The following is an 18,738-nucleotide window of genomic DNA, read 5'->3' as shown; positions in this document are numbered from 1 at the left end:
GCCAGGCGGACCGGCACCCGCGACGACGGCCCCGCCCGGTGGCATGTGGCAGATTGACGCCGGTCGGTGCGCCGTCCGGCACAGAAACCAGTACCCCAGGAGGGTATGCCCGTGACTACCGCGACCAAGGTTGCGATCAAGCCGCTCGAGGACCGGATCCTGGTCCAGGCGAACGAGGCTGAGACGACCACGGCGTCGGGCATCGTGATTCCCGACACCGCCAAGGAGAAGCCGCAGGAGGGCACCGTCCTCGCTGTCGGCCCCGGCCGTTTCGACGACGACGGCAACCGGATCCCGGTTGACGTCAAGGTCGGCGACACGGTCATCTACTCGAAGTACGGCGGCACCGAGGTCAAGTACGCCGGCGAGGAGTACCTGGTGCTCTCCGCCCGCGACGTCCTCGCCGTCATCGAGAAGTGATCTGACCGATCCAGTGACGCTGCCCCGGACCGGCCCTGCCGGGCCGGGGCAGCGCTGCGTGAAGGGACCCTGTTAACACAATGGCGAAGATTCTGAGCTTCTCGGATGACGCCCGGCACCTGCTGGAGCACGGTGTCAACACGCTCGCGGACACGGTCAAGGTCACTCTCGGCCCGCGCGGGCGCAACGTCGTCCTGGACAAGAAGTTCGGTGCCCCGACGATCACCAACGATGGCGTGACCATCGCCAAGGAGATCGAGCTCACCAACCCGTACGAGAACCTCGGCGCGCAGCTGGTCAAGGAGGTGGCGACCAAGACCAACGACATCGCTGGCGACGGGACCACCACCGCGACCGTGCTGGCCCAGGCGATGGTCCGGGAGGGCCTGCGCAACGTGGCGGCCGGCGCCGGTCCGGCCGGGCTGAAGCGGGGCATCGACGCGGCGGCCGAGAAGGTCTCCGCGGCGCTGCTGGAGAAGGCTGTCGAGGTGGGCAGCCGGGAGTCGGTCGCGCACGTGGCGACGATCTCGGCCCAGGACGCCACCATCGGCGACCTGATCGCCGAGGCGATGGAGAAGGTCGGCCGGGATGGCGTGATCACGGTCGAGGAGGGTTCGACCCTCGCCACCGAGCTGGAGGTCACCGAGGGTCTCCAGTTCGACAAGGGCTTCATCTCGCCGAACTTCGTCACCGACACCGAGTCGCAGGAGTCGGTGCTCGACGACCCGTACATCCTGATCACCACGCAGAAGATCTCGTCGATCGAGGAGCTGCTGCCGCTGCTGGAGAAGGTCCTGCAGAGCGCCAAGCCGCTGCTGATCATCGCCGAGGACGTGGAGGGGCAGGCGCTCTCCACCCTGGTGGTCAACGCGATCCGCAAGACCATCAAGGTCTGCGCGGTCAAGGCGCCCGGCTTCGGCGACCGCCGCAAGGCGATGCTGCAGGACATGGCGATCCTGACCGGCGGCGAGGTGGTCGCCCCCGAGCTGGGCTACAAGCTCGACTCGGTCGGCATCGAGGTGCTCGGCACCGCCCGGCGGGTGGTGGTCGACAAGGACAACACCACCGTCATCGACGGCCGGGGCCGGGACACCGAGGTGGCCGACCGGATCACCCAGATCCGCAAGGAGATCGAGGCATCCGACTCGGACTGGGACCGGGAGAAGCTCCAGGAGCGGCTGGCCAAGCTCTCCGGCGGCATCGCGGTGATCAAGGCCGGTGCGGCGACCGAGGTCGAGATGAAGGAGCGCAAGCACCGCATCGAGGACGCCATCGCCGCGACCAAGGCCGCGGTGGAGGAGGGCACCGTGCCGGGTGGCGGCGCCGCCCTGGTGCAGATCGTCTCGGTACTCGACGACGACCTGGGCCTGACCGGTGACGAGAAGGTGGGCGTCTCGATCGTCCGCAAGGCGCTGGTCGAGCCGCTGCGGTGGATCGCCCAGAACGCCGGGCACGACGGCTACGTGGTCGTGCAGAAGGTCGCCGACAGCGGTTGGGGGACCGGACTGGACGCCGCCACCGGCGAGTACAAGGACCTGGCCAGGGCCGGCATCATCGACCCGGTGAAGGTGACCCGCAACGCGGTCTCCAACGCGGCCTCGATCGCCGGGCTGCTGCTGACCACCGAGAGCCTGGTCGTGGAGAAGCCGGAGAAGGCCGAGCCGGCCGCCGCCGGGGGCCACGGGCACGGACACGGCCACCAGCACGGTCCGGGCTTCTGACCGGTCCGGGCTTCCGACCGGTCCGGACCTCCGGCCGGTCGGGACCGGCTCCAACGCCGATCCTCGCCGGCCCGGTCGACCCGTGTGGTCGGCCGGGCCGGCGGAGGTCCCGGTGCCGGTCTCGAAGAGCCCCGGCGCCGGTATTACGAACTCCTGACGCGACTTTCCGCGCCGAGCGCGGCCGGTAACACTTGTCGGATGGACGCGAGCCCGCAACAGATCCGAGCGGAGCCGGCCACGGTCCCGTTCCGGCGGCCCGTTCCGGCACGCCGCTTCGGCGCGCTGGCAGGGGTGGCCGCCGCAGCGGTCGCCGTCGGCGCGGCCGAGGCCGTGGCGGTGCTCACCGGGCCGCGCTCCGCGCCGCTGGTCGCGGTCGGCGGTGTCGTGGTGGACGTGGCGCCCGCACCGCTCAAGCAGTTCGCCGTCGACGTCTTCTACGTCTACGACAAGATCGCCCTGCTGGTCGGCACCGCGCTGCTGCTGGCCGGCTTCGCCGCCCTGGTCGGGCTGGTCGCGCTCCGCTCGCTGCCTCTCGGGTACGCCGGGATCGGCCTCTTCGGCACGGTCGGTGTGGCGGCGGCGCTGACCCGGCCCGGAGCCGGCCCGCCCGCGGCGCTGCCGTCGCTGGTCGGGGCCGGACTGGCGGCCGGGGTGCTCTGGCTCTTCGTGGCCGGCCCGCTCGGCCGGGCACTGGCCGTGCCGGCGGCTCCGGGCGACGTTGCCGCCTACCCGGACGCGTACGCCCGGCGACGGTTCCTCACCGGCGTCGGGCTGACGCTCGGTGGTGCGGCGGTCGGCGGCCTCGGCGGGCGCTGGCTGTCGACCCGCCGGGGTGTCTCGGCCGCCCGCTCGGCGATACGGCTGCCCGCCCCGGCCAGCCCGGCGGGGCCGGTGCCGGCCGGGGCGGACCCGGCGGTGCCGGGCCTGTCGCCGTACGTGACGCCGAACGGGGACTTCTACCGGATCGACACCGCGCTGGTGGTGCCGCAGGTGGATCCGGAGGCATGGCGGTTGCGGATCGGCGGCCGGGTGCGTAACCCGATGACCCTGAGCTACGCGGACCTGCTCGCCCGGCCGATGATCGAACGGCACATCACCCTGGCCTGCGTGTCGAACGAGGTCGGCGGCGACCTGATCGGCAACGCCCGCTGGCTCGGCGTGCCACTGGGCCCGCTGCTCGCCGAGGCCGGGCCGCTGGACGGGGCGGACCAGGTGGTGGGGCGCTCCGCCGACGGCTGGACCTGCGGCAGCCCGACCGCGCTGCTCGTCGACGGGCGGGACGCGATGCTGGCCGTCGGGATGAACGGCGAGCCGCTCCCCGTCGAGCACGGCTTCCCGGTCCGGGTCGTGGTGCCCGGCCTCTACGGTTACGTCTCGGCCTGCAAGTGGCTCGTCGAGCTGGAGCTGACCAGCTTCGACGACTTCGACGCGTACTGGGTGCCCCGGGGCTGGGCGGCACGGGGACCGATCAGGACACAGTCGCGGATCGACACCCCGCGGGCGGGCCGGAGGCTGCCGGCCGGCGAGGTCGTCGTCGCCGGGGTGGCCTGGGCGCAGCACGTGGGGATCCGGCAGGTCGAGGTGCGCGTCGACGACGGCGACTGGCAGCCGGCGACGCTGGCCGCGTCGGTCTCGACCGACACCTGGGTGCAGTGGTCCTGGCGGTGGCCCGCCACGCCTGGCGAGCACACCCTCCACGTGCGGGCGACGGACGCCACCGGGGCGGTGCAGACCGGCCAGCCGCGCCCGGTCGCTCCCGATGGCGCCACCGGTTGGCACGCGGTCCAGGTCACCGTCTCCTGAGGAGCGGGGCACCGGTCCCCGTGCCGCCATGCGTCGCCCCGGTCGGCATCTGCTGGCCGTCTACCGTCCGTGCCGGTGACACCTCACGTACACCATCGAAGGCGTTCACGGCCTAGATTGTCTGGTGCGGGTCACCTCGACTGCCACTCGCCTGCCGTGTCGGTGGTGACCGTAGCGGGGACGCCACGGGGGTGTGCGGTGCAGGATGGCCATTTCGTGATGAGCACGCAGGACAGGCCGCCAGCGGAGCGGCTCGACTACTGGCGCGACATGTTGTCCCGGTCACTCGGGCGGGTGCAGGTCTGGGCCGAGCGGCCGGCCGACTTCGTCGCATCCGTACGGACGGTCCGCCTCGGCGCCGTCGATCTCTCCGTCCACCAGATCCCGTCGTTGCGCGTGGCGCGTACCCGGAAGATGATCCGATCCTCGGACGCCGAACTCTACAAGGTCAGCATGGCCCTTCGCGGCAGCGGTCTTATCGAGCAGAACCGCAACACCTGCGTGTCGGGGCCCGGCCACCTCAGCCTGCTCGACACGTCGAGTCCGCATGACCTCAGCTATGCGGCGGATCCGCACGGTCAGGGCGGGGTGGCCCTGACCGTGCGGATCCCGCACGCGGTTCTACCGATTCCTGTCGACCAGGCGAGACGGCTCTGCGCGACCTGCCTGGACCCGGAGCGGGACAGCCTCGTCGCCGTGCTCGCCAACCATCTCACCAGCCTGGCCCGGCATGCGGATCGGCTCGCGCCCGCCGACGCTGTCCGGCTCGGGGCCGTCACCCTCGACCTCGTCGCGGCCGTGCTCGCCCACCGGCTCGATCTGGAGGCCACGCTTCCGTACGAGAGCCGGCAGCAGGCGATCTACCGTCAGATGTTGACGTTCGTCGAGTCCCAACTGGCCGACCCGGAGCTGTCACCCGCAGTGGTCGCCACCGCCCATCACGTCTCCCTGCGCAGCCTGCACCGCCTCTTCGAGGCCGACGGACGGACCGTCGCCGGTTGGATCCGCCAGCGCAGGCTCGACCGCTGCCGACGCGATCTCGCCGACCCCGAGCTCGCCGGCCACTCTATTCGGGCCATCGCCGCTCGATGGGGGTTCCCGAGCGGCGGACACTTCACCCGCCTCTTCACCTCGGTCGTCGGGATGAGTCCACTGGCCTACCGCCGCCTACATCAGAGCGTGCGACCGGCGGTGCCGGCGCGCGGCCGCGCCGAGAGCGCGGGACCAGGGCGTCGGGAACCCTGAGCGACGCCCGCCGTCGGTGGGGATGCCCCGACGGCGACGGCTGGCACGGATGATCAATCATCCGGCGCGGGATGGCATTGGCGGGTTTCGTCGCCCAGGCCATGCTTCTCCGAAATCACGAGAGCCAGTGCCACCCGGCCCCGTGTCGTAAGTGCCACACCCAGGGGCCGTTCTTGCAGGGAGCTTCATCCGACGTGTGCCCACAACGTGCGGATATCGAGACCTCCGAACACCAGATGAGGGTGAGGGAAGTACGATGCGTACATCGACAGGCGGTTCTGCATCGGCAGGGGCGTCGAGATCGACGTTATTGCGCGGATTGGTCGCAGCCGCTTCAGTAATGCTGCCCATCGGAGTCGCGCTGGTTCCGGCCGCACCTGCCGCCGCCAATCCGAATCCGGCCAGGATCACGGACGCGTCCTGGTGGCTCATGCAGGAGTTGCTGAGGCTGGATCCCGGCACGCAGAACGGGGGGATTTACGCCAACAAGCCCGGCTACCACAACACTCGCGCGGCGAACAGTTCCAACGACTACTCGGTCCGGGACGCCGAGGACAAGGGAGGGCCCTCCGACAAGGCCGCGGCGTACGACTGGACCTTTCCCGAGGCCCAGGGTGCGGCTGCCGGGCGGTTGGCGATCGATGTCGAGGGTTCCGCCGACAGCGATCACTCCTCGCATGCCGACGGAATCGGCACTCCGGGCGGCCGGGCCCTCGCCGCCGACTACAGCAACATCGCCCGGTTCTCCAGTCGGCTCCTGGCCTCCGGCAGGGATTCCTACGATCCTCGCCTGGACGGCTGGCGGGAGTTCTACGGGCAGGCTGACAGCGACACCGCGGTAGAGGGCTGGGACTTCCGGTACGACCGCGCGGTCTCGTCGGACCAGTCGCACCTCTGGCACATTCACCTCAGCGAAGACCGCGACAAGGTGACGAGCTTGGAGAACAAGCGGGCCCTGCTGAGCGTTCTTCGGGGCGAAACCGTAGCGGAGTGGCTCAACCAGGGCGATGCGGGAATTGACTATGACGGTGACGGGCGTGCGGATCTGGCCCTGTATCGGCGGGATGCTCAGGCGGGTTCGTCGTGGTGGGTGAAGAGTGCGACGGGCGCGCAGTTGTTTGCCGATCACAAGTACGGTGGCGCGACGGACATCCCGGTGCCGGGTGACTATGACGGTGACGGGCGTGCCGACCTGGCGTTGTTCCGGCGTGACTGTGTGAATGGTTCGTCGTGGTGGGTGAAGGCCGCGTCGGGGACCCAGTTGTTCGCCGGTCACAAATACGGTGGGTGTGCGGATATTCCGGTGCCGGGTGACTATGACGGTGACGGGCGTGCGGATCTGGCCCTGTATCGGCGGGATGCTCAGGCGGGTTCGTCGTGGTGGGTGAAGAGTGCGACGGGCGCGCAGTTGTTTGCCGATCACAAGTACGGTGGCGCGACGGACATCCCGGTTTCGGGTGACTACACCGGTGACGGGCGTGCTGATTTCGCGTTGTTCCGGCGTGACTGTGCGGATGGTTCGACGTGGTGGGTGAAGAACTCGGCGACGGGTGCGCAGGTCTTCGCCGACCACCGGTACGGCGGCTGCGCGGACATCCCGGTCGCGGGTGACTATGACGGTGACGGGCGTGCGGATCTGGCCCTGTATCGGCGGGATGCTCAGGCGGGTTCGTCGTGGTGGGTGAAGAGTGCGACGGGCGCGCAGTTGTTTGCCGATCACAAGTATGGCGGTGCGACGGATATTCCGGTTTCGGGTGACTACACCGGTGACGGGCGTGCTGATTTCGCGTTGTTCCGGCGTGACTGTGCGGATGGTTCGACGTGGTGGGTGAAGAACTCGGCGACGGGTGCGCAGGTCTTCGCCGACCACCGGTACGGCGGCTGCGCGGACATCCCCGCCGCCAGCAACCCCGCCACCACCTGATTTCGCCGGGCCACCCGTCGATCGGGTGGCCCGGCCTCTTTGTGCTCGGCCGACTCTCCCCCCTCCGTCCGACAAGGAGCCCTGCATGAAAGTCGTCCGTTACGTCCTGCTCACGGCGCTGGCAACCCTCGCCACCCTCGTGGTCGGGCCGCCCGCGGCCCGGGCGGCGGTCATCCCGGACTGCACCTCCGCGGCGCCGACCAGCGCGGACGCGGAGTTCGCCGCGCGGGTCAAGCCGACCTTGACCCGCACCATGTCCCAGAGTTTCAACGCCAGCCGGGCAGCCTGCGTCCGGATCATCGTGCTGACGATCAAGAACCGGGGACTTCCGTCCCACGCCGCCACCCTCGCCATCACCACCGCCATCGTGGAGAGTGGCATCCAGAACCTGAATCACGGCGACCGGGACAGCCTCGGCCTGTACCAGCAGCGCCCGAGCCAGGGTTGGGGCACGGAGAGTCAGATCCTCGACCCGGTGTACTCCACAAACGCGTTCCTCAACGCGATGCTGCGCAAGTTTCCGAACAACAGTTGGCTCACCCGGCCGGTGGGCGAGGTGTGCCAGGCCGTGCAGGTCTCCGCGTTTCCCGAGCGCTACGGTGAGCAGGCCGGCGACGGGGCGAAGATAGCCGCTGCCGCGTGGGGTGGGCAGGCCGGCGTGGCGGTGGACTACGACGCCGATCGTCGCGCCGATCTGGCGTTGTACCGGCGTAACGGTCAGACGGGTTCGTCGTGGTGGGTGAAGACGGTGTCGGGTACGCAGTTGTTGGCTGATCATCGTTATGGTGGTGCGTCGGATATCCCCGCGCCGGGTGACTACGACGGTGACGGGCGGACGGATCTGGCGTTGTTCCGGCGTGACTGTGTGAACGGTTCGTCATGGTGGGTGAAGACCGCGTCGGGCACGCAGTTGTTGGCCGATCACCGGTACGGCGGCTGCGAGGACATTCCCGCGCCGGGTGACTACGACGGTGACGGGCGTACGGATCTTGCGTTGTTCCGGCGTGACTGTGTGAACGGTTCGTCGTGGTGGGTGAAGACCGCGTCGGGCACGCAGTTGTTGGCCGATCACCGGTACGGCGGCTGCGAGGACATTCCCGCGCCGGGTGACTACGACGGTGACGGGCGTACGGATCTTGCGTTGTATCGGCGCAACGGTCAGACGGGCTCGTCGTGGTGGGTGAAGACGGTGTCGGGTACGCAGCTGTTGGCTGATCATCGTTACGGTGGTGCGTCGGACATTCCCGCGCCGGGCGACTACACCGGTGACGGGCGGACGGATCTTGCGTTGTTCCGGCGTGACTGCGCGGCCGGTTCGTCGTGGTGGGTGAAGAACTCGGCGACGGGCGCGCAGGTGTTCGCCGACCACCGGTACGGCGGTTGCGCGGATATCCCCGCGCCGGGCGACTACACCGGTGACGGGCGGACGGATCTTGCGTTGTTCCGGCGTGACTGCGCGGCCGGTTCGTCGTGGTGGGTGAAGAACTCGGCGACGGGCGCGCAGGTGCTCGCCGACCACCGGTACGGCGGCTGCACCGACATCCCCGCCGCCAGCAACCCCGCCACCACCTGATCCTGGAGAGAGCCGGCCGGCGCCAGCCCTCGTGCGGGGTGGCGCCGGCCGGCACGTCGCGGTGTGCGGCCCGCGTGGTCAGGCGGAGCGCTGCGCCGGTACCGCCGTCCGGAACGGCCGGCCGAGGCGGACCTCCAGCCGGGCGACGTCCACCCGGCTCTGCCGGCGGTCGGCGAGGTCCTCCCAGCCGACGGCGAGCAGCCGGAGCCGTTCGGATTCGCTGAAGCCGCCCCACACCCCGTAGGGCTCGCGGACGGCGAGCGCGTGCGCGGCGCACTCGGCGCGGACGGGGCAGCTCACGCAGACCGCCTTGGCGTTGGCCTCCCGACGGTTGCGGGACGAGCCGCGCTCCCCCTCGGGGTGAAAGAACTGGGCGCTGTCCCGGCCCCGGCATGCGCCAAGCCGCTGCCACTCCCACAGGTCGACGATGGGTCCAGGCAGCCTGCGTACGTTCGACATCAGCACCCTCCCTCCGCGCGGCACCGCGATGACTGCTCCGTCGGAATACGGGGCGGCGGGCCGCGCAGGCGCACCGATCCGACCACGGCTCCGGTACCCAGGGCGCCGACGGCTCACACGTACTTGATCGCGCGTGATCGCGAACTTCTTCCGGGCGAGCCCCCCGGTGAGGCGAATCGTCCAAAAAGTTTGTGGTTCATCCGTGGAAACTCATCATGATCATTCAACGGCGTGGTCTCCTCGTTGCGGAGAGGAGTAGCACCGTGCGCACCGTTCTTGTCTGCGTCCGGACCCCGCTCGCGGCCCAGAACGTCGCGGCGGCGGCAGCCCGGTTGGGGTTGGCCGCCGCGGTCCGCACCGCCGTATCCGATCCGGAAGCCATGCTCCGGCTCGCCGAGCGACCGGCGGACGTGGTACTCGCCGACACCGCGCTCACCCGCCCGGACAGCGTGGGCTTCACCCGGCGGGTACTGGCCCGGTCGCCCGGAGCGGCGATCCTGCTGCTCGGCGCCGAGGATCCCGGGGTGGCGGCGGCGACCATCGCCGCCGGTGCCAGAGGGCTGATCCAGGGCGGCGACCACGACCTGGTGACAGTGGTGGCGAAGGCGATCCTGCTGCTCGGCGGCCGGCCCGGCCGGGGCGGCGGCGGGTCGGTCCCCGGCGGCGCGCTGGCCGGGGGCCAGGCGGCCGTCCCGGGCGCCACCGGCCGGTCCGGAGAGCCCGGCGACCCGGGCGGCCGGCCGGGGGCAGGTCAGCGGCTCGGTAGCGCCGTCCGGGCGCCCAGCGGACCGGGCCGGGAGGGCCCGACCGGGAACGGCGCGGGTGACGACCAGACCGGGAACGGTGCGGGCGAGGGCCGGCGTCCGGCGGACGGCTCGACCGGGGTGCGCCGGCCGGACGACCCGCAGGCGCGGGCCGGCACCGGCGAGGCGACCGGAGACCAGACGGTCGGGCCGGCGGTGGTGCCGGCCCAGCGCGGCGACGACCCGAACGCCCCGACCGACCCGGCGGCGGCCGGCGCCGCCGCGAAGGGAACCGGTCCGGGATACCCGCCCGGGACGACCGCCCGGGACGATCCGGGCGGGACCGACCCGTCAGGACCGCGCGGCGCCGAACCGGACGGCGGAGGACCGGGGCAGCCGCCGCCGGCCCGTCGGCCGGTGCTGACCGAGCGCGAGATGCAGGTGCTGGTCGGGATGGCGGACGGCAAGAGCAACGCGGAGATCGGCCGGGAGCTCTTCGTCTCCGAGGACACCGTGAAGACCCACGCCCGGCGGTTGTTCCGCAAGCTCGGCGCCCGGGACCGGGCGCACGCCGTGGCGGCGGGCTTCCGGGCCGGCCTGGTGGCCTGAACACTGCTCCGGCTCGGCGCCGGGCCCGGCGCGCCTCCCGGCGTCGCGCGGGCTCTAGTGCGGGGTCTCCGCCTCGCCCTCGTTCTCGTCGGCGGTCTCGGTCAGCGTGTCGTGCACACCGTCGGCGTAGCCGCGCGCGTATTCCCAGGTGACGTAGTGGTCCGGGTCGGGATCGTAGGCGGGCTCGTGCACCCGGGGCCGGCCGGAGCTGAGCAGGTGCCGCAGGTTGCCCCGGAGCAGGTCCCAGTCGAAGTAGTGCGGCTCGCGGCAGTCCTCGCACTCGATCACGAGGCCACGCACCCCGACCGGACCCAGCAGCGCCTGGTAGATCTCCAGGTCGGCCAGGTCTTCCAGCACGTCCTGCCGCTCGACCTCGCTGAGCGGGTCGAGGTCGGTCTCCTCGCCCGGCTCGTCCAGTCCGGCGGAGGGATCGGCGGGGTCACCGTTGAACGGGTCGATCGGCTCCTCGTGCACCCCTCCACCGTAGTCCCCACACCGCCCGGCGTGGTCGCCCGTCGGGTGCCCGTACCCGCCGCTGTACCCGCGCCTGCGACGCCGGGCCCGCCGGATGGGTACGATGAACCATCGCGCGCCGTAGCCCGGAGCGAGCGCTGACACCGCCCCTGCCGCCGCGGGGCCGCAGTCGACCGTCACCACCAGCAGCCGTCACCACCAGCAGCGCAATCGATCGTCAACAACCGCAGCAGGGGACACATCGTGGAGAACCGACCCGCCACCGACCTTCCGCCGGCCACCGACGCCGACCAGCTCGCCGGGCACCTGCCCGAACTGCCGGCGGGCTCGGCCCGGGTGGTGCCGCTCGGGCTGACCTTCGACGACGTGCTGCTGCAACCCGGCGAGTCCGAGATCATCCCCAGCCGGGTGAACACCATCACCCGGCTCAGCCGCAACATCGAGCTCGCCATCCCGCTGGTCTCCAGCCCGATGGACACGGTGACCGAGGCCCGGATGGCGATCGCGATGGCCCGGCAGGGCGGCATCGGCGTCCTGCACCGCAACCTCTCGATCGAGGACCAGGCGGTCCAGGTCGACCTGGTCAAGCGCTCCGAGGCCGGCATGGTCACCCACCCGGTCACCTGCGGGCCGGACGACACCCTGCGCGACGTCGACGCGCTCTGCGGGCGCTACCGGATCTCCGGGGTGCCGGTGACCGACGCCCAGGGCACCCTGGTCGGTATCGTGACCAACCGCGACATGCGGTTCGTCACCGACGGCGCCACCCCGGTGCGCGAGATCATGACCCCGATGCCGCTGGTCACCGCCGAGGTCGGGGTCACCAAGGAGCAGGCGCTCGACCTGCTGCGCCGGCACAAGGTCGAGAAGCTGCCGATCGTCGACCCGGACGGGCGGCTGCGCGGCCTGATCACCGTCAAGGACTTCGCCAAGAGCGAGCAGTACCCGCTCGCCACCAAGGACGGCGCCGGCCGGCTGCGGGTGGCCGCCGCCGTCGGAGTCGGCGAGGACGCCTACAAGCGGGCCCGGGCCCTGGTCGAGGCCGGGGTGGACGTGCTGATCGTGGACACCGCGCACGGGCACCAGCGGGCCGTGCTGGAGATGGTCGGCCGGCTCAAGAAGGACACCGCCGTCGACGTGATCGGCGGCAACGTGGCGACCTACGCGGGCGCCAGGGCACTGGTCGAGGCGGGTGCCGACGCGGTGAAGGTCGGGGTCGGGCCGGGCGCGATCTGCACCACCCGGATCGTCGCCGGGGTGGGCGTGCCGCAGATCACCGCGATCATGGAGGCGGCCCGGGCCGCCCGCCCGGCCGGCGTGCCGGTGATCGCCGACGGCGGCATCCAATACTCGGGCGACATCGCCAAGGCACTGGTGGCCGGCGGCGACACGGTGATGCTCGGCAGCCTGCTCGCCGGCTCCGAGGAGAGCCCGGGCGAGCTGATGTTCATCAACGGCAAGCAGTTCAAGGCGTACCGGGGGATGGGTTCGCTCGGCGCTATGCAGTCCCGGGGGCAGGCCAGGTCCTACTCCAAGGACCGCTACTTCCAGGACGACGTGACCAGCGAGGAGAAGCTGGTGCCGGAGGGCGTCGAGGGGCAGGTGCCCTACCGGGGCCCGCTGGCCCGGGTCGCGCACCAGCTCATCGGCGGGCTGCGGCTGGCCATGGGGTACGTCGGCGCGGAGACCATCCCCGAGCTGCACCGGCGCGGCCAGCTCATCCGGATCACCGCGGCCGGGCTCAAGGAGAGCCACCCGCACGACATCCAGATGACGGTAGAGGCGCCCAACTACCACACCCGTTGACGGTCACCACCCCGGCGCCAACCACCCCCTTCTACTCTGGAGTGACCCATGCGTGACGTGGTCGAAATCGGGTTGGGCAAGACCGCACAGCGCGGCTACCACCTGGACGACATCGCGATAGTGCCGAGCCGGCGTACCCGGGACGTGGACGACGTCTCGACGGCCTGGCAGCTCGACGCGTACCAGTTCGGCATCCCCTGCGTCGGGCACCCGTCCGACGCGACCATGAGCCCGGAGTCGGCGGTCGCCCTCGGCCGGCTCGGTGGGCTCGGGGTGCTCAACGTGGAGGGCCTCTGGACCCGCTACGAGGACCCCAGCAAGATCCTCGAGGAGCTCTCCCAGCTGGAGGAGGGCTCCGCAGCCACCCGTCGGCTCCAGGAGGTCTACGCCGAGCCGATCCGCCCCGAGCTGATCGCCGAGCGGGTCCGGCAGATGCGCGAGGGCGGCGGCACCGTCGCCGTACGGGTCTCCCCGCAGCACACCCTGGCGCTGGCCCCGGTGATCCTGGACGCCGGGGTGGACATCCTGGTGATCCAGGGCACCATCGTCTCGGCCGAGCACGTCTCCACCACCGACGAGCCGCTCAACCTCAAGGAGTTCATCGCCGACCTCGACCTGCCGGTCGTCGCCGGTGGCTGCACCGACTACAAGACGGCGCTGCACCTGATGCGCACCGGCGCGGCCGGGGTGATCGTCGGGCTCGGCGGCGACGAGTGGTCGACCACCGAGTCGGTGCTCGGCATCCGGGTGCCGATGGCGACCGCGATCGCCGACGCGGCGGCGGCCCGCCGGGACTACCTCGACGAGACCGGCGGCCGGTACGTGCACCTGATCGCCGACGGTGACGTGCAGACCTCCGGCGACATCGCCAAGGCGCTCGGCTGCGGCGCCGACGCGGTGATGCTCGGCGAGCCGCTCTCGCTCTGCGCCGAGGCACCGGCCGGCGGCGCCTGGTGGCACCCGGCGGCCAGCCACCCGAAGCTGCCGCGCGGCGCCTACGGCGTCGCCGACGAGCCGCTCGGCTCGATGGAGAAGCTGCTCTTCGGCCCCTCGGACGACCCGGAGGGTCAGCTCAACCTCTTCGGCGGGCTGCGCCGGGCGATGGCCAAGTGCGGCTACCGGGACCTGAAGGAGTTCCAGAAGGTCGGGCTCGTCCTCGACCGGTAGCGGGCACCGCGATCCGGAGAACGGTTGTCGATGAGCAGGGTCGATGAGCAGGGCGGGACGATGATCGGGTCACGGCGGTGACCAGGGCGGCGCGGCCGGTGCTGGCCGGCGTACTGGTGGCGGTGCTGGTGGTGTCGTCGGGCGGCGGCTGCACCGGCACCCGCCGGGACGGCCGGCCGGCCGAGGGCTTCCGCCCCGGCGCGACCGGCATCGGCGACCCCTACTTCCCGACCTACGGCAACGGTGGCTACGACGTGGCCGGCTACCACCTGCGGGTCCGCTACGACCCGGCGACCGACGAGCTGACCGGCGACGCCACCATCGAGGCGACCGCGACCCAGGACCTCTCCCGGTTCAACCTCGACCTGGCCGGACTGACCGTCTCGTCGGTCCGGGTCGACGGCACCGACGCCGCGTACGCCCGCGCCGAGGACGAGCTGGTGGTCACCCCGGGCACCGGCCTGGGCCGGGGCAGGGCGTTCAGCGTGCGGGTGCGCTACGCCGGCAAGCCGGCCCCGATCACCAGCCCCGACCTGGGCAGCGGTGGCCTGTTGCACACCTCGGACGGTGCGATCGCGCTCGGCCAGCCGGAGTCGGCGAGCACCTGGTTTCCGGTAAACGACCATCCGCTGGACAAGGCGACGTACCGGATCGAGGCGACCGTGCCGGCGGGGCTGGCGGCGCTGAGCAACGGGGTGCCGGGCGGCAGCAGCACCGACGCCGGCTGGACCACCTGGCGCTGGGCGGAACGGGCGCCGATGGCGAGCTATCTGGTCACCCTGGTGATCGGCCGCTACCGGGTCAGCACCGGCACGCACGCCGGCAGGCCGCTGGTCACCGCGATCGCGGCCGGGCTGCCGGCGGGCGGGCCGGCGGAGGAGTCGCTGGCGCGCACCGGCGAGATCGCCGACTTCCTGGCCACCCGCTTCGGGCCCTACCCCTTCGACGCGTACGGCGGGATCGCCGTCGCCGACAACCGGATCGGGTACGCCCTGGAGACCCAGTCCCGCCCGGTGTACGGCCCGGCGTTCTTCGCCACCGGGCCGAACCTCGGGGTGGTGGCGCACGAGCTGGCGCACCAGTGGTTCGGGGACAGCGTCTCGATCCGGCGCTGGAGCGACCTCTGGCTCAACGAGGGCTTCGCCACCTATGCCGAGTGGCTCTGGTCCGAGCAGGACGGCGGCCCGTCGGCGCAGGCCATCTTCGAGCGCGAGTACGCCGCCACGGACTGGGCGGAGCCGGCGCTCGACCCGGGGCGCTCGGAGATCTTCAGCCGGGCCGTCTACAAGCGGGGTGCGCTGGCCGTGCACGCCCTGCGGCGTACGGTCGGCGACGAGACGTTCTTCCGGATCCTGAGCGGCTGGACGGCGGAGCGGCGCAACGGCAACGCGACCACCGACGATTTTGTCGCACACGCCGAACGGGTGTCCGGGAAAGAGCTGCGGGCGTTCTTCGGCGCCTGGCTCTCCGACACCACGGCACCGCCGGTGCCCTGATCGACCGGCCGGGCCGGCGGTGACCCGGACGCCGAGCCACAGCCGACTCCCATCGTCGTCGTGCTACGCCGCGACGTAGCCGTTGAACACGTGGACCCCGTCGAAGGCGCCGTCCGCGTTCGCCCGGTTCGTGTTGAAGTACAGCTTGCCGTCGCTGATTCCCACGCCTTCGATCTCGAACAGGGTCGAGTATTTCGAGGACGTGATCCGGAAGGAGAGGTCGGTGGCCGCGGGCGCTGTCCCGGTCGTCGTCGGCAACACGTTCCGGTAGACCAGCACGATGCTGCGGTTGGCCTTGGTCAGCGGGTAGTAGAGCACCTTCCTCGGCGCGTCGTAGAAGAACCCCTGGTTGGTGAAGGTGGCCAGGTCCGGCACCGGGGCACCGTTGACGAGGGCACCGTCGACCTGGAGGGTGAACGCGTTCGTCAGTTCGACGGTCCCGGCGGAGGCGCGCAGCGGAAGACTGCCGTTGTAGATCGTCCGGCCACTCTTGAACATGAACGCGATCGCGGTGCTGGAGACCGAGACCCGGCTGATCCCGGACGGCGTCGCCACGGCCCCGTTGAGCCGCAACTGGAACGACCCGGCGTGATAGTAGGTGGTGCCCTCGTAGCGGAGCTTCACGAGCTGTGCGCCGCTCGCGTTCATGGTGACGACGAAGAGGTGGTGCTGTCCGTCGATGTCGACGATCGTCATGTCGTTCCCATGCCCCAGCCAGGGGTTGGTCGACGTGTTGTTCGTGCCGTTCGTCATCAGCACCCGCGCACCGCTGGTCCGGTGGACGCGGTAGATGACGGAGACGTCGTCGAAATTGGTGTGGTTCTTGATCGAGTAGAGGTAGCTGGATCCGGCGGCGAAGCCCTGTGCCCCGGTGCAGCAGCTCGTGTTGGGCGTGCTGGCTATGTCGGTGTACGTGTTGTAGTAGGCGGCCTGGGCCGGATTTCCAGACAGGACCAGAAACCCGGTCACCATCGCGACCAATAAGGTCAGTCTCCTACCGAATCGCATGCCGTCCTCCCCGTCGTCGACGACCTGGCCGGTTGCCCTGGAGATCATCGACTGCAGGCTATTGCCCGACCCCGGGGCGGTCAAGGCGACGGTCACGGCGACGACGAGACCTGTGGAAGTGCCCGCGAAGCATCGGACCACCTCGCAGCACCCACAGTCTGGAACAACCCTCAAGATCTTCGGTAACTCATGGCTCGCGGCGAACCACGGGTTACCAAGATCATGAGAAATCGTCTTTGTCTCCGCGCGTAGGGCGACAGAGGCGCGTGGCCACGGGCCAACCGCACGTTGCTCGGGTCCTCACCACCGCGCCGGCAGGTTCCGGGGGACCAGTCGAAGGTTGTCGGGGCGAGCGTGGAGCGCCGCCCGGACCGCGGCCCAGGAGCTTTCTGGTGTCCGCCGGCACCGGTCCTGGTCGCGGGCGATCCTGGAGATGAGCGCCAGCCGGGCCCGCGCGTCGCAGAGCCGGCGGTGCAGGTCGAGCAGGACCCGTTCCTGCGACTGGGTCTGCTTCGTGAGCCGTTCGATCTGCTGTTCGGCGGTGAGTCGCGGTGGCTCTGGTGGCTGCGGAGCCGCATCGAACACGCTTCCTCCTCGGCGGTCGTGTTACCAGACAGGGGGCCTGGTCAGATCCTCTCTCGATCGCTATCCCCTGCGCAAGTATGTAGAGCAATTTGCCAGAGCAATGTACCGGACCAAACTGGGTAGAGCAGGCTGGTGAGTACGGTCTCGCCCATGCCGGAGGTGCCCGGTCCGCTCGTTGGACCTGCCGAGATACAGGCGATGCTGGGCGTGGGCCGGTCCCGGATGCGGCAGATCGTCAACCAACGGAATTTTCCGGAGCCGTTCCAGACCCTGATCGGCGGTTCGGTCTGGCTGCGGAAGGATGTCGAAGCCTGGATCACGAAGCACCGTCGGCCACGCCCCGCGACCAGCGGCGACGATGACGAGTCAGCCTGATCGGTCGGCGCGCGAGGTGCCGTACTCCCCGCCCGGAGGGATCAGTTCTTGATCACGAGCTTCGGGTTCGCCGTCAGGTACGCGTCGACCCGGCCGGCGCGCAACTCGGTGAAGAACGTCTTTCCCACCGTGGTGAGCTGTTCGCCCCGGTAGGAGCTGCCCTGGCCCACCCCGCTGCCGGGGAGCGCCACCAGGGTCAGCGTCTCGGGACGGAGCCGGTGCAGCGCGTACCCGAAGTCGACGATCTCGTGGCCGTCGCCGCTGACGAAGGTCAGCGCGTCGCCGAGCGAGCGGACCACCTGCGCCGTCCGGTCGGCGTCCCGGGCCAGCTCCCGGTCGAGGATCTTCCGCAGCATCGCCTTGATGAGCTGCTGCTGGTGCCGCTGCCGGGTGTACGCGCCACCGGTGGTGTAGCGCTGCCGGGCGTAGTCCAGCGCCTGCCAGCCGGTCAGCTTCCGGCGGCCCTTCTCGTAGACCATCTGCGGCCCGACGTAGCCGCCGCCGCGCAGCTCGCGGTGCGTACCGTCCGGTTCCCGGTGCTGCGAGACGACCCGCTGGTCGACGTAGAGCTCCACCCCGCCGAGCGCGTCGACCAGCTTGTCGAAGCCGCCGAAGGTGAGGATCGCACCCGCGTCGAACTTCTCGATCCCGGTGTACGCGCTGACGGTGGTGGAGAGCAGCTCGAAGCCCTGCGCGGTGTCCGGCGGGGTGTTCTTCCCCGGCACCCGGCTGCCGTAGCTCATCGCGTGGGTCAGCTTGGTGCGGTCGCCGCCGAAGTTGGCCTTCGGAAACCGGGGGATGTCCACCACCAGGTCGCGGGGGAGGGCGAAGAGATAGGCCCGGTCGAGCGCCCTGGTGACGTGCAGGATCAGCACGGCGTCGGCGTGCGGCTCCCACTCCGGATCGCTGACCCGGGTGTCGACGCCGACCAGCAGCAGGTTGAGCGGGCCGGTGATGTCGGCCCCGGGCTCCGGGGTCGGGCTCGGGGTGGGCGTCGGGGCGGCAGAGGTCGGCGGCGGGGTGCTCGCCCCGGCTCCCGGCGGCGTCTCCGCGCCGCGACCGCCCCAGAACCGGCTGGCCGCGTACGCCGTACCGGCCAGCAGCACGGCCAGCACGACGATCGCGGCGATCCAGGCACTCCGCCGCCGCCTCGGCCGGCCACCACCGGCCGGCGCCGGCCCGTCGCCCCCGCCGTTTCCGGGCACGCCGGTAGCGCCTCCGCCGTGATCTGCCACGCGTCCACATCCCCTCGGCCGTACGGTCTGCCAGGACCGGCCGTACCTTTCAGACGCCCCGTCGGCCCGCCGACGTTGCATCCCGGAAGCGCGGC

The 18,738-nt window shown here is 70.9% G+C and carries 16 protein-coding genes and 1 pseudogene; 12 read left to right on the top strand and 5 right to left on the bottom strand.

Going from position 1 to position 18,738, the window contains the following annotated elements:
* The first annotated feature begins 105 nt into the window (after positions 1-105).
* The 7 genes and pseudogenes from groES to ACN27G_RS25240 all read left to right on the top strand — a co-directional run bounded on the left by groES (position 106) and on the right by ACN27G_RS25240 (position 8,686).
* Positions 106-420 carry a co-chaperone GroES gene (groES, locus tag ACN27G_RS25270; protein ID WP_199187625.1) on the top strand — a complete coding sequence of 105 codons (315 nt, stop codon included), beginning with the start codon at positions 106-108 and terminating at the stop codon, positions 418-420.
* Between the two features lie 80 nt (positions 421-500).
* Positions 501-2,141 (top strand): chaperonin GroEL, encoded by a 1,641-nt coding sequence (groL, locus tag ACN27G_RS25265; protein WP_421495247.1) that lies wholly within the window; start codon positions 501-503, stop codon positions 2,139-2,141.
* A gap of 198 nt (positions 2,142-2,339) precedes the next feature.
* Positions 2,340-3,944 carry a molybdopterin-dependent oxidoreductase gene (locus tag ACN27G_RS25260; protein ID WP_421495246.1) on the top strand — a complete coding sequence of 535 codons (1,605 nt, stop codon included), beginning with the start codon at positions 2,340-2,342 and terminating at the stop codon, positions 3,942-3,944.
* A gap of 219 nt (positions 3,945-4,163) precedes the next feature.
* Complete coding sequence (locus ACN27G_RS25255; RefSeq protein WP_421495245.1) at positions 4,164-5,189, top strand: helix-turn-helix domain-containing protein; 1,026 nt, start codon at positions 4,164-4,166, stop codon at positions 5,187-5,189.
* A gap of 727 nt (positions 5,190-5,916) precedes the next feature.
* Positions 5,917-6,183: pseudogene (locus tag ACN27G_RS25250) on the top strand (hypothetical protein); the annotation flags it as partial.
* A 21-nt stretch (positions 6,184-6,204) separates the two neighbouring features.
* Positions 6,205-7,113 carry an FG-GAP repeat domain-containing protein gene (locus tag ACN27G_RS25245; RefSeq protein ID WP_421497455.1) on the top strand — a complete coding sequence of 303 codons (909 nt, stop codon included), beginning with the start codon at positions 6,205-6,207 and terminating at the stop codon, positions 7,111-7,113.
* A gap of 85 nt (positions 7,114-7,198) precedes the next feature.
* Positions 7,199-8,686: an FG-GAP repeat domain-containing protein gene (locus tag ACN27G_RS25240; RefSeq protein ID WP_421495244.1), complete on the top strand. Its 1,488-nt coding sequence runs from the start codon at positions 7,199-7,201 to the stop codon at positions 8,684-8,686.
* A 78-nt stretch (positions 8,687-8,764) separates the two neighbouring features.
* On the opposite strand, the gene ACN27G_RS25235 is transcribed toward ACN27G_RS25240, so the two are convergent.
* Positions 8,765-9,145, bottom strand: coding sequence for a WhiB family transcriptional regulator (locus tag ACN27G_RS25235; RefSeq protein ID WP_421495243.1), 381 nt, complete (start codon positions 9,143-9,145; stop codon positions 8,765-8,767).
* A 263-nt stretch (positions 9,146-9,408) separates the two neighbouring features.
* Here ACN27G_RS25235 and ACN27G_RS25230 point away from each other — a divergent pair, with 263 nt between their 5' ends.
* Positions 9,409-10,497 carry a response regulator transcription factor gene (locus tag ACN27G_RS25230; RefSeq protein ID WP_421495242.1) on the top strand — a complete coding sequence of 363 codons (1,089 nt, stop codon included), beginning with the start codon at positions 9,409-9,411 and terminating at the stop codon, positions 10,495-10,497.
* Between the two features lie 54 nt (positions 10,498-10,551).
* Here the strand turns inward: ACN27G_RS25230 and ACN27G_RS25225 are convergent, their stop codons facing one another.
* Positions 10,552-10,971, bottom strand: coding sequence for a DUF5319 domain-containing protein (locus tag ACN27G_RS25225; RefSeq protein WP_421495241.1), 420 nt, complete (start codon positions 10,969-10,971; stop codon positions 10,552-10,554).
* 243 nt (positions 10,972-11,214) lie between these two features.
* On the opposite strand from ACN27G_RS25225, the gene guaB reads away from it, so the two are divergent.
* The 3 genes from guaB to ACN27G_RS25210 all read left to right on the top strand — a co-directional run bounded on the left by guaB (position 11,215) and on the right by ACN27G_RS25210 (position 15,440).
* Positions 11,215-12,777 (top strand): IMP dehydrogenase, encoded by a 1,563-nt coding sequence (gene guaB, locus ACN27G_RS25220; protein WP_421495240.1) that lies wholly within the window; start codon positions 11,215-11,217, stop codon positions 12,775-12,777.
* 48 nt (positions 12,778-12,825) lie between these two features.
* Positions 12,826-13,944, top strand: a complete 1,119-nt coding sequence (locus ACN27G_RS25215; RefSeq protein ID WP_421495239.1) for a GuaB3 family IMP dehydrogenase-related protein — start codon at positions 12,826-12,828, stop codon at positions 13,942-13,944.
* Between the two features lie 122 nt (positions 13,945-14,066).
* Positions 14,067-15,440 (top strand): M1 family metallopeptidase, encoded by a 1,374-nt coding sequence (locus ACN27G_RS25210; RefSeq protein ID WP_421497454.1) that lies wholly within the window; start codon positions 14,067-14,069, stop codon positions 15,438-15,440.
* 63 nt (positions 15,441-15,503) lie between these two features.
* Here ACN27G_RS25210 and ACN27G_RS25205 read toward each other — a convergent pair whose 3' ends face one another.
* Positions 15,504-16,496, bottom strand: a complete 993-nt coding sequence (locus ACN27G_RS25205; protein ID WP_421495238.1) for a hypothetical protein — start codon at positions 16,494-16,496, stop codon at positions 15,504-15,506.
* 252 nt (positions 16,497-16,748) lie between these two features.
* Positions 16,749-17,033 carry a hypothetical protein gene (locus ACN27G_RS25200; RefSeq protein WP_421495237.1) on the bottom strand — a complete coding sequence of 95 codons (285 nt, stop codon included), beginning with the start codon at positions 17,031-17,033 and terminating at the stop codon, positions 16,749-16,751.
* Between the two features lie 150 nt (positions 17,034-17,183).
* Here ACN27G_RS25200 and ACN27G_RS25195 point away from each other — a divergent pair, with 150 nt between their 5' ends.
* Positions 17,184-17,408 (top strand): helix-turn-helix transcriptional regulator, encoded by a 225-nt coding sequence (locus ACN27G_RS25195; protein WP_421495236.1) that lies wholly within the window; start codon positions 17,184-17,186, stop codon positions 17,406-17,408.
* 41 nt (positions 17,409-17,449) lie between these two features.
* Here ACN27G_RS25195 and ACN27G_RS25190 read toward each other — a convergent pair whose 3' ends face one another.
* Positions 17,450-18,613: an LCP family protein gene (locus ACN27G_RS25190; protein ID WP_421495235.1), complete on the bottom strand. Its 1,164-nt coding sequence runs from the start codon at positions 18,611-18,613 to the stop codon at positions 17,450-17,452.
* Between the last annotated feature and the right edge of the window lie 125 nt (positions 18,614-18,738).

Origin of the sequence: Plantactinospora sp. WMMB334 (assembly GCF_049179095.1) — a bacterium.
In the GTDB taxonomy this organism is placed as follows: domain Bacteria; phylum Actinomycetota; class Actinomycetes; order Mycobacteriales; family Micromonosporaceae; genus Plantactinospora.
The sequence above is the reverse complement of the archived record's forward strand: the minus strand, read 5'-3'. Positions and strand labels throughout refer to the sequence as shown.

Bases quoted from the DNA above. Each gene is read 5' to 3' on its own strand.
- ACN27G_RS25240 (WP_421495244.1), top strand. From the start codon at position 7,199: ATGAAAGTCGTCCGTTACGTCCTGCTCACGGCGCTGGCAACCCTCGCC.
- ACN27G_RS25215 (WP_421495239.1), top strand. From the start codon at position 12,826: ATGCGTGACGTGGTCGAAATCGGGTTGGGCAAGACCGCACAGCGCGGC.
- ACN27G_RS25255 (WP_421495245.1), top strand. From the start codon at position 4,164: ATGAGCACGCAGGACAGGCCGCCAGCGGAGCGGCTCGACTACTGGCGC.
- ACN27G_RS25205 (WP_421495238.1), bottom strand. From the start codon at position 16,496: ATGATCTCCAGGGCAACCGGCCAGGTCGTCGACGACGGGGAGGACGGC.
- ACN27G_RS25235 (WP_421495243.1), bottom strand. From the start codon at position 9,145: ATGTCGAACGTACGCAGGCTGCCTGGACCCATCGTCGACCTGTGGGAG.
- ACN27G_RS25260 (WP_421495246.1), top strand. From the start codon at position 2,340: ATGGACGCGAGCCCGCAACAGATCCGAGCGGAGCCGGCCACGGTCCCG.
- groES (WP_199187625.1), top strand. From the start codon at position 106: ATGCCCGTGACTACCGCGACCAAGGTTGCGATCAAGCCGCTCGAGGAC.
- ACN27G_RS25195 (WP_421495236.1), top strand. From the start codon at position 17,184: ATGCCGGAGGTGCCCGGTCCGCTCGTTGGACCTGCCGAGATACAGGCG.
- groL (WP_421495247.1), top strand. From the start codon at position 501: ATGGCGAAGATTCTGAGCTTCTCGGATGACGCCCGGCACCTGCTGGAG.